The organism is Loktanella sp. D2R18, from assembly GCF_003318235.1.
GTDB lineage: Bacteria > Pseudomonadota > Alphaproteobacteria > Rhodobacterales > Rhodobacteraceae > Yoonia.
On the sequence record NZ_QOCG01000030.1, the window covers coordinates 573,353 to 587,398 of the forward strand.

Below are 14,046 nucleotides of genomic sequence, written 5' to 3' on the forward strand. Positions count from 1 at the left end.
ATTACTCTTCTGCCACAAACAGGCCGTCGTCGAAGTCGTCAGAACCAACATTACCTTCAACCTCTCCAGCAATAGCTGCAGCATCGGCCCCGCCGACGGTCAAGAAATAACCGTCAAATGCAAGGGTTGTGTCAAAAGTGTCAGAGCCATTTGTCAGATCACCGTCCAACGTCGCCGTCACGTGTGGTACAGTCCCAGCGGCACCGGTGTTCACGACACCCGTACCAGAGAGCGTCCCATCATAAGCCCCATCGGTTTCATGAAAGAAATCCGTCGCACTTCCTGTGACGGCACCAGTCGCAAAGTTGGCGTCCATTGTTAATGTCCCGGTCAACGTAGACCCATCGACTTCCCCTCTGACGAAACCGGCATAGGCAGCCGATCCAGTGGTCAAAGTGCTCGCGTCAGTGAGGTCTGCAGTGATATCACCATCATCATCGATATAGGTCCCGATTGCCGCAACTGCAGCGGCATCGATTTCGTCAAACGAACCGTAAGCTGTTGTACTGTCGTCTGATGGCTCACAGGCTGCAAGTACAAGACCGCAAGACAATACAAAAGTAAGCTTAGCGCCCGTTTTAAGTAAGGTATTCATATTTATTTTCGCCTAAGTTCAGAGTGAGATAAAGTCGTCAACGGTAATCTCCTGGAAATCAACGTCACGCAAAATAAGCCGATCATCGCCCATTTGGATCAATGTATCGCCATTACGATAATCACTAATTGTCAGGTCGTCAAAAGCAATATCCTGTAGGCCGATCTGATCAACGCCATCGGCAAAGTCGTAGACAATATCCAATTCAGTTCCTTGCGCGAAGACAAATGTGTCAGATCCTTCGCCACCCAGTAGCCGATCAACACCGCCCCCCCCGGCGATGACATCATCACCATCCGCGCCAAACACGATATCATTGCCGTCAGAGCCTGAGAAAACGAGGTCAACTGTACCCGCTTCCGCCACTTCTGATGGTGTTTCGATATGCAAAGTGACGTCATCGGTTTCGTCATCAAGAATGATAACATAGCCATCATCGCCGTTTTCTACAGAAATTGTTTCGCCACCGGTTGCCGCATCTAATGCTGCATCAAGCGCCTCACTACCAGTCACGACAATCGGGTCGACAATCTCAATCGGGTCAACTGGGTCGACCGGAACAACTGGTTCTCCCCCTTCCAAGACAGCCACGACAGCTTCGACGACGCCGACCGCGCCGTATTCTTCAGCGAGTGTGCCTTCGATGATTTGCAGGTCTTCGAACGTGATGCCCTGTCCGGCAGATCCGTTGACAAAATAGTCGTCGACATAAAAATCACCGTCCGGATCGTCATTTTGGAGTTGCAGGTTGCCATTGGCTTCACCCGGTGTGGTCGCGTTGTTGACAAAGATATTGCCCTCATTCACGCCGCCATCAACAACATCGATATATGTGGACTTGTTCGTGCCCGGAATGTTGAGAACAGTATTGTTAATCACCGTGACGTTCTCGCCGAACTCGACGGTGATCCCACGGGTTTGACCCGAATAGATCACATTCCCTTCAACCAAGACGTTGGTATAGTTCACATCAAACAGGCTGATGCCTTGAATATTATTGACGTTGCTCGCCAGAAGGACGTTGTCACGGATTGTGACATCGTTCGAATCCGCGCCTTGGCCTTGAATAAAGTCAACGTGGTCGCCCTCTTCTGGGAAAACGTTGCCGTATTCAATATTCCCCTCAAGCAACAGGCCATCCATGCCCGCAAATTTAATGCCGTCATTGCCAAGATAATCAAGCCCGTTATCCACGACCGATACATCACTGCTGCCGTTCAGAAGCATGCCGATTTTAACGTCATGGATATAGTTATTGTTCAACGTGACATCGGATGATCCATCAACGTGAACACCATAAGCGCCCGTATAAACGCCATCGACCAGCCCGTTGATTTCCATATTGGTCAGCGTAATGCCCTGACTTCCATCCGATATTTTGACAAAGGATCCGCCCGCGCCGCCATTACCGGTGCCGTCAACATGCACACCGTCAACAGTGATGTTGGTCGCGTTTGTCAATTTGAGGCTATCAAAAACCGCACCGCCGGGCTCTTCAGACTGGATCGTCACCATGTCCGCATAATCGGCAGTAATCGTGACAGATCCATAATCGCCAGACGCCAAAGTGATCACATCACCCGCACTCGCGCTATTCAAGGCCGCAGTCAACTCGGCGGCGTTTTCTACGTATATATCCAACACTTCTCTCCAATATAGCTTTGCGGGTACCATTTGATGACATTTGGCACCTTCACAAGCGTAATCGTTACAGCGCACGTATAGATTGACTATGGAAGCACAGAACCTCGCAAAAGGCGGCGCATTCTCGCCACTTCCCCGGCGCTATCGGCGGTTTACAACCGATGCTGCGCCCCTATTTTGTTCATAGCTAAAAAGGAACGCTGCCATGACAACTGACCCAATTGCCCTGACCGCCGATTTGATTCGATGTCCGTCTGTCACGCCAACTGAGGGCGGCGCATTGGTGCTGTTGGAAAAGCTGCTGACGAATGGCGGGTTCACATGTACCCGCGTTGATCGCGGCGGCATCGCGAACCTTTATGCCCGCTGGGGACGTCAAGGTGCGAACCGGACGTTTGGGTTTAACGGCCATACTGATGTGGTCCCTATTGGCAACCGCGACGATTGGACGGTTGATCCGTTTGGCGCCGAGGTGAAAGATGGGTTTATGTACGGGCGCGGGGCCACGGATATGAAATCCGGCGTCGCTGCTTTTGCAGCCGCCGCAATTGATTTTGTCACTGACACACCACCCGACGGTGCGGTTGTCTTGGCCATCACTGGCGATGAAGAAGCCGACGCGCTTGACGGTACGACCGCCCTACTGGATTGGATGGCCTCCAATAATGAAACCATGTCAGTGTGCCTCGTCGGCGAACCCACCTGCCCCAATGAAATGGGCGAGGCGATGAAAATCGGGCGGCGCGGATCACTGACAGCGTGGTTCACCGTGCGCGGCGAACAAGGGCATTCGGCCTATCCGCATCGCGCCAATAACCCGCTGCCTGCGATGGCCCGTCTGGTTGATCGACTGTCATCACATGAATTGGACCAAGGCACCGATCACTTTGATCCCTCTACGCTAGCCGTGGTCACAATCGATACGGGCAACCCTGCAACAAACGTCATCCCCGCCAGCTGCACTGCCGCCGTCAATGTACGTTTCAACGATGCGCATTCTAGCCAGTCGATCATCGACTGGTTCGAAACTGAGGTCGCGCAGATCAAAGATACCTTTGGGGTAGAGGTCGACACCAGAGTCAAAGTGTCCGGCGAAAGCTTTGTCACACCACCTGGCGAATTATCCGATTTGGTCGCAAACGCCGTGACCACTGAAACCGGGCGCACGCCTGAACTGTCGACGTCTGGTGGCACGTCCGACGCGCGCTTTGTCAAAGATCACTGCCCCGTGGTCGAATTTGGGCTGGTCGGCAAAACCATGCACCAAGTGGATGAACGCGTCGCGGTAGAACAAATCGGCCAGCTCAAATCCATCTATGCCCGCATTCTGACGGATTACTTTGCATGATCGCGGTTGTCGCGGATTACGCCCCTTGCATCGCACTGCGCCGCGCTGTGTTTATGGGCGAACAGGGCATTTCCGAAGCGGAAGAAATGGATGATCTCGACGATGAGGCTGTACATTTATTGGCGACTATCGACGGGCGGCCTGTTGGCACCGCCCGAATACTGTTCGCAGGAACAACTGGGAAAATCGGACGCATCTGCGTGCTGGCCGATCAGCGTGGTACTGGGCTTGGCGCGCGTCTTGTTGTGGTCGCGCTGGATTACTTGCGCGCGCAACCCTCCATCACCACCGCAAAGCTCAGCGCCCAAGACCACGCCATCGGCTTTTATGAAAAGTTGGGGTTCGTCGCCCAAGGTCCGTTCTATGATGACGCAGGCATCCCGCATAAAGACATGGTGCGCCCGCTATCAAATTGATCAGTTCCGAACCATAAACCGCGGGTTCACCTCGCCTTTGAAACAACGTGGGAAATACGGGTAGCTGTCTGTCGCGAAATACGTGTAGGTGCCATTGACCATCCCCCCGTTACATTCATCCAACGTGCCGCTTTGCGCCATATAGATGAAATCTTCTTCAAAGCTGCCGTCATAGGCCCCGCCCGGCCCGCTGGGACGCACCCCTGATTTCAGCCGCCACGATGACGTCGCTGTCGACGGGCTGTAGCGGATTTCAAATCCGTCAGGTGCATAGCCAATCAATGTCCCATTCTGCCCGGCCAAAAGATCAGCTGACACGCCGTGATAATGATAAAGACCGGACTGGTCGACATGGGCGTTTTGGTCATCCATGCCAAGACTACGCGGGTCGTGCATCGCCTGCTGACGCCAACCGCTTGATGAATCACGGCTGAGCGAACGCCGTCCATCCGGATCGTAATAGCCCGCCGTATAGGGCCGGATCGGTACCCCGGTAACCGACACGCCGACCGTCATCAAATCTTCGGTAATATACCCAGCCAGTTGCGGGTTTGTTGGAAAACAAAACGTCAATTCTTGTTCACGAAACGCATTGGGGTTCGCCCGGTTGGGAAACCGCCCCATATCGTGATTGGGCGCACCATTTGATACGATACAGGTCATATCGCCACGAATTTCAAAGGTGCTTTCGTTGTCATGCGCAAAGGCAGAAACGGGCGTGAGCGTCATAAATAGACAGACAATTGGGGAATACTGCATCGTTTCTTCCTTTTGCGGCATGGGTAAGTGTAACGGGTGGCACGCCCAATCCCGTCGCAAAACAAGCCTTTGACATCCAACAAAGGCTAGGGTTCGTTGCTTTGGGCACTCTACGACGGTGGGGGAACCGCATAAGGTGTGTTAGAAATATATAAGGCCATCATGCCGTCTTTGAAGCACCTCTATTGGCGCAAGTGAACGTCGTTAAATACTTGCTTCGGTACGCATTTTCACGAGATCCAAGATAACTTCATGAAAATCTTCAAAAAAGAAATGATGCCAGAACTCGGCATACACACCCAAACCGGAATTATCATATGTGCGCGTGGTCAGCACCAAACGTGTGCTTCCACCAAGATCCTCTAGAATGTATTCGCCTGAGATAACGTTAAAATAGCGCCCCCCAACTTTGACATGCGGGTCTTCAATACCGTCAGCGACCCAACCTTCTGGAAACGCAAAATCCCAAGCGATGCGTTTGTTTTGTTCGAAGGCCGTGATCATCTCGCGGAAATGGACATCACCCCCCCAAAATGAATGGCGGACCGCACCATCTTGCGTTTCTTCCCAAACCGCGGCTGTGGGCTTAGGAACGCCAAGCAAATGTGACGCACGTGTTTGGATTTCGTCGGGCGCTATATCAGGAATCGATTTCAGCATCCCGAAGACAACGTCGACGGGCGCACTAATCACGATTTCATTCGTAATAGTATAGATTTGCGGTTCTTTGCTTGGCAGCCCGACCAACAACAACGCCAGAACCGGGATTGTCACAGCTTTCAGCGCGCCCTTTGTATCGTCCTTCCAACGTAAGAACAGCATATAGATGAACCCACCAGCCAGAACGCCCAACAACATCGGCACCACTGCGACCGCGACGCATATCAACCCTTCCTGGCCAGTCACCAACGATCCGACCAACGCCGAAAGGAAGACCCCAACAAGCCAGCCAACGCTTTTTACAACCCCTTTGAGCGTCCCTTTCGGCTTGAAACGCAAAATCAGAAAGCCTGCAATAGCGGGAAAGCCGAGCAAGAACGCAGCGCTGACTGTTTCGACCTTCAGTGCGATTGCAATCGCGTAGACCACCAGCATGCCAACGATCAGCACGAAGGCAGGTATGAAGACGCGTATGAACTTTGACATCATTGCTTAACGATCCGCAGATATGAAAAGAATTTTTTGCCTAACTTAAAAGGCGCACGTATGTAAACTGTGACAACAGTCAAGCGTCGCAAGTGCCGTGCCCAGTTTGTGCAATCCCAGTGACGCCCACCATCTTCCATGCTAGGGCTGGCGAATGATACGTATCCCTTCCAAAACCGAGATCCTTGAATGGATCGCCCAGAACCCAACCAAAGCCGCCAAGCGTGATATCGCCAAGGCCTTTGGGATCAAGGGTGCTGCTCGCATTGATCTTAAACGGCTCCTGAGAGAGCTTGAAGAAGAAGGCAAGCTGACCAAGCGCCGGTCATCCTACCGTGATGCAGAAGATCTGCCACCGGTGTCCGTGTTGGAAATCACTGGCCCAGATGCCGATGGCGATCTGTTTGCGCGGCCTTTGGAATGGAAAGGTCAAGGCGCCGAACCCGTGATCCTGATGGTGTCGCGTGACGGTGACCCCGCCCTTGGAAAAGGCGACCGCATTTTGGGACGGCTCACCGTCGATAAGTCCGAGCATCATTCGCACACCGCCCGCATGATCCGCCGTATTGGCAGCAACCCGCTGCGCATTTTAGGGGTGTTTCGTGCTGGATCCGAAGGGGGCCGCGTTGTGCCGGTCGATAAGGGCGCTGACAAGCAATGGACTGTCGCCGCAGGCGCCACCGGAGGCGCCAAAGACGGTGAATTGGTCGAAGCCGAGCAAGCCGGGCCAAAGGGTCGCATGGGCCTGCCCAAGGCACGCATTGTTGCCCGATTGGGTGATCCAACCGCGCCGCGCGCGGTGTCCCTGATTGCGATCCATCAGCACGGTATCCCTGATCATTTCCCTGACGCAGTCGTCGCCGAAGCGGACGCTGCTAGCCCTGCCGGGCTCAAAGGGCGCAAAGACCTGCGCGACATGCCCTTGATCACCATCGATCCTTGGGACGCGCGCGATCACGATGATGCCTGCTATGTCGAGGCGGACCCTGACCCCAAGAACGCGGATGGATTTGTGATCTGGGTCGCGATTGCGGATGTCGCCCATTACGTCACGCCGGGGTCGGAACTCGACATTGAGGCCCGCAAGCGCGGCAATTCCACCTATTTCCCCGACCGCGTTGTACCGATGTTGCCCGACCGCTTGTCAGGTGACCTATGTTCGCTCCACGAAGGTGTTGAGCGCGCCTGTTTGGCGGTGGCCATGCGCATCGACGCAAGCGGCAATTTGATTGATCACGCGTTTCATCGCGGGCTGATGAAATCGGTCGCCTCGTTGAACTACGAAGAAGTGCAAGACGCGATGGATGGGCGCGCCAACGACAAGGTCGCGCCGCTGATGGATGATATTATCAAGCCGATCTACGCGGCCTATGATGCACTGACCCGAGCCCGCGCAGATCGGCAACCGCTTGAGCTGGACCTTCCCGAACGCCAGATTGTGTTGGGCGATGATGGTAAGGTCACTTCGGTGAATTTCAAAGAGCGGCTAGACGCACACCGCCTGATCGAAGAGTTCATGGTGCTTGCCAATGTCGCTGCCGCCGAAACGCTGATCGCGAAGAAATCACCGCTCTTGTTCCGGGTCCACGAAGAGCCCAATTCCGATAAGCTGGACGCGCTGCGCGATGTGGCGCATTCTGCCGGGCTGGTACTGGCCAAAGGGCAGGTTCTCAAAACGGCCCACTTAAACCGCCTGTTGGCCCAAGCCAAAGACACTGAAAATGCAGAGCTGGTCAATATCGCTACACTGCGGTCGATGACGCAGGCTTATTACAACCCTGAAAACTTTGGGCATTTCGGATTGGCGCTGCGCGCCTATGCCCATTTCACATCACCAATCCGGCGCTACGCAGATCTGATCGTGCACCGCGCATTGATCGCATCGCACGGCTGGGGCGATGATGGACTAAGCCCTTGGGACGTCGATCACTTGCCCGACACGGCCAAACTGATTTCTGACACAGAGCGCCGATCAATGGTTGCCGAGCGTGACACAACAGACCGCTACCTTGCCGCGTTTTTGTCAGATCGTATCGGCGCCGAAATGACCGGCCGCATTAGCGGCATCGCCAAATTCGGCGTCTTTGTAAAGCTCGATGAAACGGGCGCAGATGGGATGGTGCCGATCCGCAGCTTGGGCCGCGAGTATTTTCATTACGACGCCGAAAGCCAAACCTTGATGGGGTCAGACACTGGGCTGATGATTAGCCTAGGCCAGCGTGTGACAGTCAAACTGGCAGAAGCAACCCCTGTCACAGGCGGGTTGATCGTTGAATTGCTATCGATTGATGATCGCGCCATGCCGCGCGGCCCCGTGCGTGGTCGCGGAAAACCTGTGCGGCGCAAAGCCGGATCCGCACGCAAGAAGGCCGCAAAAACGGCGCGCAAGGTCAAACGCACGCGACGCTAAAGATGATATGTCAACGCGTGCCGGATCAACAGCCGTAGACGGTCTGGCACGACATCATCCGCTGTGGCAAAAAGCACGGCACGATTTCCTTCGATCATATCGAGACCCGCAAATGTTTCTGCATATTTGCCGATCACAGTGGTCGCACAATGTGCGTATATCGCGCAGCCCCCTGACTTCGGGACGCCGATCCGCAGCGTTGTCCCTGATTTGCTCGCTGCTGTCAGATAGGCAGGTTGCCCCCACTTCAATGTCTCGTCCAGCGCGCCAACGGCATCATTCTGCCCCGCCTCGTCAAAAATCAGGCCGCGCAAAACCATCGCCGTTTCACGCGCGGCTGCAGGGAAAGCGTCAAATGCGGCTTGTACCTTGGGATCGACAATCGGGTTCATCCGGTAACCCTAGCCCCCAAGCGCGGACCTGCCCAGACTATATGCGCGCATTGCTGACCAAAACTGACATCTGGCGCAAAGGTGATTGTCGCAACCCACAAGACTGCGCTAGGTTGCAGCCAAAATAAAGAGGTCAAGCAGATGGATCGCAGACAATTTCTTATGACGGCCAGCGCCGCAACGATGGCTAGCCCGGCTTTTGCCGATGCGCGCGGGTTTGGAACATGGATCGCAAATTTTCGTGCTCGCGCAAACGCACAAGGCATTTCAAACCGCACGTTTGATGGCGCGTTTCAAGGCGCGCAATATCTTCAAGACAGCATAGACCGGGACCGCAACCAAGCCGAGTTCGTGAAGCCATTGGCCGATTACATGGGCACCGCTGTCTCGGATGCGCGGGTCAGCAACGGGCGTGACATGCTGCGCCTGCACGGGCGGCTTTTGTCGCGGATCGAAGCGACTTATGCGGTCGAACCGCACGTTGTGTTGGCGGTTTGGGGCATGGAAAGCAACTATGGCCAGCGGCGTGGCAGCACACCGCTGATCTCGACCCTTGCCACTCTGGCCTATGACGGCCGCCGCGGGCGGTTCTTTGAAGGGCAGCTTATTGCAGCGCTCAAGATTCTGCAAAACGGCGACGTCGCCCCCGAAAACATGACCGGCTCTTGGGCCGGGGCGATGGGGCACACGCAGTTTATCCCCACATCCTACGAAGCCTATGCCGTCGATTTCACAGGCGACGGACGCCGCGACATTTGGGCAGATGACCCAAGCGATGCGCTCGCCTCTACGGCTGCTTATTTCCGACGGTTTGGCTGGCAGCAAGGCCAACCTTGGGGTGTTGAAGTGCTGCTTCCACGTGGGTTTGATTATAGCCAAACCGGGCGCACTGTGACCCGTAGCCCGGCGGCTTGGGCGCAGCTTGGTGTTGGCGATGTCAACGGGCGCGCAGTTGCGAACTACGGCGATGCTTCACTGATCACGCCGACGGGCGCCGGCGGCCCTGCCTTTATGGTGTTCCGCAATTACGATGTAATCTCGCGCTACAATAACGCCGAGGCCTATATCATCGGGGTTGGCCATCTGGGTGACCGTATCCGCGGTGGCGATCGGCTGCGCACACAATGGCCCGCAGGTGAACGCCGATTGCGCCGCGCAGAGCGGGTCGAACTGCAACAGCGGCTGACCAATGCTGGCTATTCAACGGGTGGGGTCGACGGCCAAATCGGACCGAATTCACGCCGTGCAATCCGGGCCTATCAGGCATCACAAGGGTTACCACAAGACGGGCATCCATCGCTTTCTTTGTTGGAACGGCTACGTTAGCAGCCGCCCTGCATGCAAGCGGTCAGTTGATCCAACACCGCTTGCGTTGGTTCTGGAAATATCCATTCCCGACATGGAGATGCGACAATCGTTACAGGCGTTGGGTCTGCGCGTACAAAGTAAATCGCGTCAATCCCGCTTTGCGCCGTACCGCAGTAGTTGGCCATGCAGTCGATCTGCAAGGTCATCGGGCTGATGTAATCCGACGTAAAGCCAGCTTGCGTCAGCCCCTTCCCTTGAAAGTGCGCGGCAATTGGTGCGGGCTGGCCGGCCCCCATCGCGCGCAATCCCTTAGGCAATTCAGCCTCATCAAACGTCAACTGCCCATACAGTACAAAATAATCTTCAGGCGCGGCTGCGATTTGCGAAAATGTCCGCAATGGATCAGGCGCAACACACCGAAGAGCCTGCGCCTGTTCGGCAGCGCAGGCAAGTACAGCGGCCAGCCAGATAGGGTGCATCATTCGGGGCATGTCGATCACAATTTCTCTTGGAACGCATCCAAGACCTGCGCATAGACGGCCCGTTTGAACGGCACGATTGCGTCAACCAGTTCAGCCGGTGGAATCCATTTCCATTCGGAAAACTCTGGCTGTTTCGTGACGATATTCACCTGATCATCGGTCCCATGATAGCGCAGCAGATACCATTTTTGCTCTTGGCCGCGAAACCGGCCCTTCCAGATTTTAGGGACAAGATCATGTGGCAAATCATAGGGGATCAACCCTGGGCATTCACCATCAAGGCTGACCAAATTTGACGTCACTCCGGTTTCTTCTTCCAACTCGCGCAGCGCGGCATCATAGGTGTTTTCGCCCGGGTCAACACCACCTTGCGGCATTTGCCACGCGTCCGTGTCGCGATCAATCCGCTGACCTACAAAAATATGGCCGCGCGTATTGGCAAGCATGATGCCGACGCATGGCCGATAAGGAAGTGCCGCAATGTCTTCTGGTGTCATCTTCGCCTAATCTTTCGGTTGTCTCAGTTCCGTGTCGCACCAAACATGGCCCAAGGTCCACCCGCTATGCGATAACAAGCCGTGACCCACGCGTGATCCGTCCCGCGATCCACCGCAGATGATCGCGCCGAAACGCAACACAGCCCGCCGTCGGCCGCCCCGGTCCGCGCCATTGATGAATAAATATCGCAGACCCGTTGCCCGGCGTTGCATCCGGGTAGTTCCAATCGGTAATGAATACCAAATCATACATCGGATCCGCCCGTCGCAAGCGTTCATGGCTGAATCCATGCGGCGCGCGGACCATGTGGTTATAGGCGCAATCAGACACATCATCCGACCATAGATCTTGTGGCCCAATCGCTCGCGCCCAATCACTAGGCCGGGCCATGCGATCTGCCCGGTACAGCATATCGACAATCTTATGGGTGCCGCGTGGTGTCGCACCGTCGCCTTCGACCTTATCAACGGTCAGCCCGCCTCGGCCGATGGTCCGCGCGAAACGGCGGTTCAGAAATCTGATATGGGTGCCGGTCAAAACAAGGTCAGTGGGTTTCATGGGGCTTAGATAGCAATCCCACCCTTAGGCAGCAACTACCGGCCACGAAACCTGAAACAACGATAAAAAAATCGACATATCCAGTCTTATTTCGACGAAACCGGATTTATTGCACGTATAAGAGGGAACGCCGCTATTTCATACTCACGCAGAAGAAGACACACCGCACATGAGCTTGGCAACCGAAGTCCTAAGGATCCTTACCACCGAAGAGCTGGCATCTTTGGAAAACGCCCGTATTTGTCCAGAAACGCTGTCGCGATCATGCCCGCAAACGCAGCGATTGATCCAGCTGCGCCTCGTCGAAATGAATTTCAACACGCTGACGCTGAGCTGTCTGGGCCATGAGATCCACAACCTGACCCGCAACTGTCAAAATATAGACGTCACTGACTGATCTTATAAAAGATGGCCTGATTTTGCGGCCTTCGTTGCCAGATAGTCATGATTGTGTAGGTTTTCTCCGACTTTCAGCGGCACCCGTTCAACAACTGTAATCCCGCAGCTTTCCATCCGGGCGACCTTGGCGGGATTGTTTGTCAGCAATCGGGTCTCACTGAATCCCATCCGTTTCAAAATCTCTGCACCAATCCGAAAATCGCGCTCGTCGTCTTCAAACCCCAAGCGGTGATTGGCCTCTACAGTATCAAACCCTTGATCCTGGAGCGAATAGGCCCGCATTTTATTGGCAAGGCCGATCCCGCGCCCTTCTTGGTTCAGATAGAGCAAGACACCCGCGCCCTCCGCCCCCATTTGTGCCAGCGCTCCGCGCAATTGCGGGCCGCAATCGCATTTCAGCGATCCCAGAAGATCACCGGTAAAACAGGCGGAATGCAGACGCGACAAAACGGGTTTGCTGCGATCAGGCTTGCCGATTTCAACGGCGTAATGTTCTTCGGCCCCGTCATCAGGCCGAAAAATATGAAGACGGCCGGCCTCTGATACGGATAGCGGCAGGCGCGCGCTGATGATCGGATCTAACGGACTAAGAGCATCATCAATCGCCGCATCCGCTGGCACCAACGTCAGGTTATGGGTTTGCGCAAAGATCGCGGGGTCTGGGATGGGCAGTACAATCGCTGCAGGCATCAGGCGCGCGGCCTTGGTCAGGGCGATTGCCGCGCGGTGCAAGTCTGCGTCGCCTTCGCGTTGGGTTTGCATGGGGCCTTTCATTGGCGCGCGCAGATCGTCAGCAGGGTCCGCAAGCGACTGGACCCATGCAAGCGACGCTTCACCGGGCAGTAAAATGCGCGCCACATCGCCGTCATAAGCGCGCGCCTTTAATGTCTGCGCCCGCCAGCTTGTCACCGCCAGCACCGGATCGCCACCCAACGCGCGCAACGCCGCGAGCCGCGCCCCCGTCAGCGTTTCCGCCGCCAGAATAATCGCACCACCATCCAGCACAATTGGCACGCCCATGCGCAAATCTGCACGGGCCCGCGCCAGCCGTTCTGTAATATCTGGTGAAAAATCCATGCGTCGCACCCCACTTTATCCGCGAACAGATACCCCGTTTTGAAGCAAAGTGAAACATTTGCACGTTTAATCACACGTCCGTGTGAAAGTTTGACGGAAAACCTTGTCTCATGCGTATCAAAGGCACATTTCTAGTGAGTAACGAAGGAGCATGTCATGGGACAACTCAAGAAAATATTGCTGGTCGACGACGATGACGATCTGCGCGAAGCATTGGGTGAGCAGTTGCTCATGACCGAAGATTTCGACGTATTCGAGGCCGACGACGGCGCCAGCGCAATGGTGAAAGCCAAAGAAGGGCTGTACGATCTGATGATCCTTGATGTCGGCCTGTCCGATACGGATGGTCGCGAATTGTGCCGCGTGATGCGCAAACAAGGCGTGAAATGCCCGATTTTGATGTTAACCGCGCAAGACAGTGACGCAGACACAATTCTGGGTCTTGATGCCGGCGCGAATGATTATGTCAGCAAACCGTTCAAGTTTCCGGTGCTTCTGGCGCGTATCCGCAGCCAGCTGCGCGCGCATGAACAGTCTGAAGATGCCGTGTTCCAGCTGGGGCACTATACTTTCAAACCAGCCCAAAAAATGCTGGTAACAGAAGACGATAAGAAGGTTCGACTGACGGAGAAAGAGACGAATATTCTTAAATTCCTGTACCGTTCCACCGACGGCGTTGTGGCCCGCGATGTGCTGCTGCACGAGGTTTGGGGCTATAATGCGGGTGTGACCACGCACACATTAGAGACACATATTTACCGTCTTCGCCAAAAAATAGAACCAGATCCGTCAAATGCACGCCTTCTTGTGACCGAATCTGGTGGTTATAGATTAGTTGCGTAAGACCAAGCCCCGGTCGCATGACTCCTCCCCCTGCATGTGACCGGGCCAAAGAATACCGCCGGTGATCGGTTCATATCACCACCTCCCTGTTGGACTTGCCCGGGCTTTATGCCCGGGTTTTTTTTAGGCGATCGCGAACAAATTGCGCACTGAAGCACGATTGGCATTCCC

General features: G+C 55.0%; 15 protein-coding genes. 6 read left to right on the forward strand and 9 right to left on the reverse strand.

The annotated features are described in order from the left end of the window. Window position 1: 1 nt before the first annotated feature. Both DS901_RS16365 and DS901_RS19095 read right to left on the reverse strand, forming a co-directional pair. Window positions 2–595, reverse strand: coding sequence for a hypothetical protein (locus DS901_RS16365; RefSeq protein ID WP_113777957.1), 594 nt, complete (start codon window positions 593–595; stop codon window positions 2–4). Between the two features lie 18 nt (window positions 596–613). Further along, window positions 614–2,236, reverse strand: a complete 1,623-nt coding sequence (locus DS901_RS19095) for a calcium-binding protein (protein ID WP_181820900.1) — start codon at window positions 2,234–2,236, stop codon at window positions 614–616. Window positions 2,237–2,444: 208 nt separating this feature from the next. Between DS901_RS19095 and dapE the strand changes: the two genes are divergently transcribed. After that, window positions 2,445–3,587, forward strand: coding sequence for a succinyl-diaminopimelate desuccinylase (gene dapE, locus DS901_RS16375; protein WP_113777959.1), 1,143 nt, complete (start codon window positions 2,445–2,447; stop codon window positions 3,585–3,587). Next, window positions 3,584–4,003, forward strand: coding sequence for a GNAT family N-acetyltransferase (locus DS901_RS16380; protein WP_113777960.1), 420 nt, complete (start codon window positions 3,584–3,586; stop codon window positions 4,001–4,003). The genes dapE and DS901_RS16380 overlap by 4 nt, the downstream gene beginning before the upstream one ends. Here the strand turns inward: DS901_RS16380 and DS901_RS16385 are convergent, their stop codons facing one another. Together DS901_RS16385 and DS901_RS16390 are read right to left on the reverse strand one after the other, a co-directional pair. Further along, window positions 4,004–4,762: a YHYH protein gene (locus tag DS901_RS16385; RefSeq protein WP_181820901.1), complete on the reverse strand. Its 759-nt coding sequence runs from the start codon at window positions 4,760–4,762 to the stop codon at window positions 4,004–4,006. A gap of 204 nt (window positions 4,763–4,966) precedes the next feature. Further along, window positions 4,967–5,911, reverse strand: coding sequence for an SRPBCC family protein (locus tag DS901_RS16390; protein WP_113777962.1), 945 nt, complete (start codon window positions 5,909–5,911; stop codon window positions 4,967–4,969). Window positions 5,912–6,062: 151 nt separating this feature from the next. On the opposite strand from DS901_RS16390, the gene rnr reads away from it, so the two are divergent. Beyond that, entirely contained in the window at window positions 6,063–8,318 is a 2,256-nt protein-coding gene (gene rnr / locus DS901_RS16395) for a ribonuclease R (protein ID WP_113777963.1), read from the forward strand. Here rnr and DS901_RS16400 read toward each other — a convergent pair. After that, entirely contained in the window at window positions 8,315–8,710 is a 396-nt protein-coding gene (locus DS901_RS16400) for a DUF1801 domain-containing protein (protein ID WP_113777964.1), read from the reverse strand. The two genes, rnr and DS901_RS16400, sit on opposite strands and share 4 nt — an antisense overlap. A gap of 183 nt (window positions 8,711–8,893) precedes the next feature. Between DS901_RS16400 and DS901_RS16405 the strand changes: the two genes are divergently transcribed. Beyond that, window positions 8,894–10,036 (forward strand): lytic murein transglycosylase, encoded by a 1,143-nt coding sequence (locus DS901_RS16405; protein WP_258546774.1) that lies wholly within the window; start codon window positions 8,894–8,896, stop codon window positions 10,034–10,036. Here the strand turns inward: DS901_RS16405 and DS901_RS16410 are convergent. The 3 genes from DS901_RS16410 to DS901_RS16420 form a co-directional block, all read right to left on the reverse strand. Then, entirely contained in the window at window positions 10,033–10,509 is a 477-nt protein-coding gene (locus tag DS901_RS16410) for a hypothetical protein (RefSeq protein WP_258546761.1), read from the reverse strand. The two genes, DS901_RS16405 and DS901_RS16410, sit on opposite strands and share 4 nt — an antisense overlap. Window positions 10,510–10,514: 5 nt before the next feature. After that, the gene (locus DS901_RS16415; RefSeq protein WP_113777965.1) at window positions 10,515–10,997 is read right to left on the reverse strand and encodes an RNA pyrophosphohydrolase; all 483 of its coding nucleotides are present in this window, start codon (window positions 10,995–10,997) and stop codon (window positions 10,515–10,517) included. A gap of 64 nt (window positions 10,998–11,061) precedes the next feature. Continuing rightward, complete coding sequence (locus tag DS901_RS16420) at window positions 11,062–11,556, reverse strand: L,D-transpeptidase family protein (protein WP_113777966.1); 495 nt, start codon at window positions 11,554–11,556, stop codon at window positions 11,062–11,064. Between the two features lie 169 nt (window positions 11,557–11,725). Between DS901_RS16420 and DS901_RS16425 the strand changes: the two genes are divergently transcribed. Next, window positions 11,726–11,953 (forward strand): hypothetical protein, encoded by a 228-nt coding sequence (locus tag DS901_RS16425; RefSeq protein ID WP_113777967.1) that lies wholly within the window; start codon window positions 11,726–11,728, stop codon window positions 11,951–11,953. A gap of 2 nt (window positions 11,954–11,955) precedes the next feature. Here the strand turns inward: DS901_RS16425 and ribA are convergent, their stop codons facing one another. Further along, complete coding sequence (gene ribA / locus DS901_RS16430; protein ID WP_113777968.1) at window positions 11,956–13,032, reverse strand: GTP cyclohydrolase II; 1,077 nt, start codon at window positions 13,030–13,032, stop codon at window positions 11,956–11,958. Between the two features lie 156 nt (window positions 13,033–13,188). Between ribA and DS901_RS16435 the strand changes: the two genes are divergently transcribed. Further along, window positions 13,189–13,875, forward strand: coding sequence for a response regulator transcription factor (locus DS901_RS16435; protein WP_113777969.1), 687 nt, complete (start codon window positions 13,189–13,191; stop codon window positions 13,873–13,875). Window positions 13,876–14,046 lie beyond the last annotated feature (171 nt).

Coding starts and splice junctions, on each gene's coding strand:
- DS901_RS16365 (WP_113777957.1), bottom strand. CDS start 595: ATGAATACCTTACTTAAAACGGGCGCTAAGCTTACTTTTGTATTGTCT.
- dapE (WP_113777959.1), top strand. CDS start 2,445: ATGACAACTGACCCAATTGCCCTGACCGCCGATTTGATTCGATGTCCG.
- DS901_RS16380 (WP_113777960.1), top strand. CDS start 3,584: ATGATCGCGGTTGTCGCGGATTACGCCCCTTGCATCGCACTGCGCCGC.
- DS901_RS16385 (WP_181820901.1), bottom strand. CDS start 4,762: ATGCAGTATTCCCCAATTGTCTGTCTATTTATGACGCTCACGCCCGTT.
- DS901_RS16390 (WP_113777962.1), bottom strand. CDS start 5,911: ATGATGTCAAAGTTCATACGCGTCTTCATACCTGCCTTCGTGCTGATC.
- rnr (WP_113777963.1), top strand. CDS start 6,063: ATGATACGTATCCCTTCCAAAACCGAGATCCTTGAATGGATCGCCCAG.
- DS901_RS16400 (WP_113777964.1), bottom strand. CDS start 8,710: ATGAACCCGATTGTCGATCCCAAGGTACAAGCCGCATTTGACGCTTTC.
- DS901_RS16405 (WP_258546774.1), top strand. CDS start 8,894: ATGGCTAGCCCGGCTTTTGCCGATGCGCGCGGGTTTGGAACATGGATC.
- DS901_RS16410 (WP_258546761.1), bottom strand. CDS start 10,509: ATGCCCCGAATGATGCACCCTATCTGGCTGGCCGCTGTACTTGCCTGC.
- DS901_RS16415 (WP_113777965.1), bottom strand. CDS start 10,997: ATGACACCAGAAGACATTGCGGCACTTCCTTATCGGCCATGCGTCGGC.
- DS901_RS16420 (WP_113777966.1), bottom strand. CDS start 11,556: ATGAAACCCACTGACCTTGTTTTGACCGGCACCCATATCAGATTTCTG.
- DS901_RS16425 (WP_113777967.1), top strand. CDS start 11,726: ATGAGCTTGGCAACCGAAGTCCTAAGGATCCTTACCACCGAAGAGCTG.
- ribA (WP_113777968.1), bottom strand. CDS start 13,032: ATGGATTTTTCACCAGATATTACAGAACGGCTGGCGCGGGCCCGTGCA.
- DS901_RS16435 (WP_113777969.1), top strand. CDS start 13,189: ATGGGACAACTCAAGAAAATATTGCTGGTCGACGACGATGACGATCTG.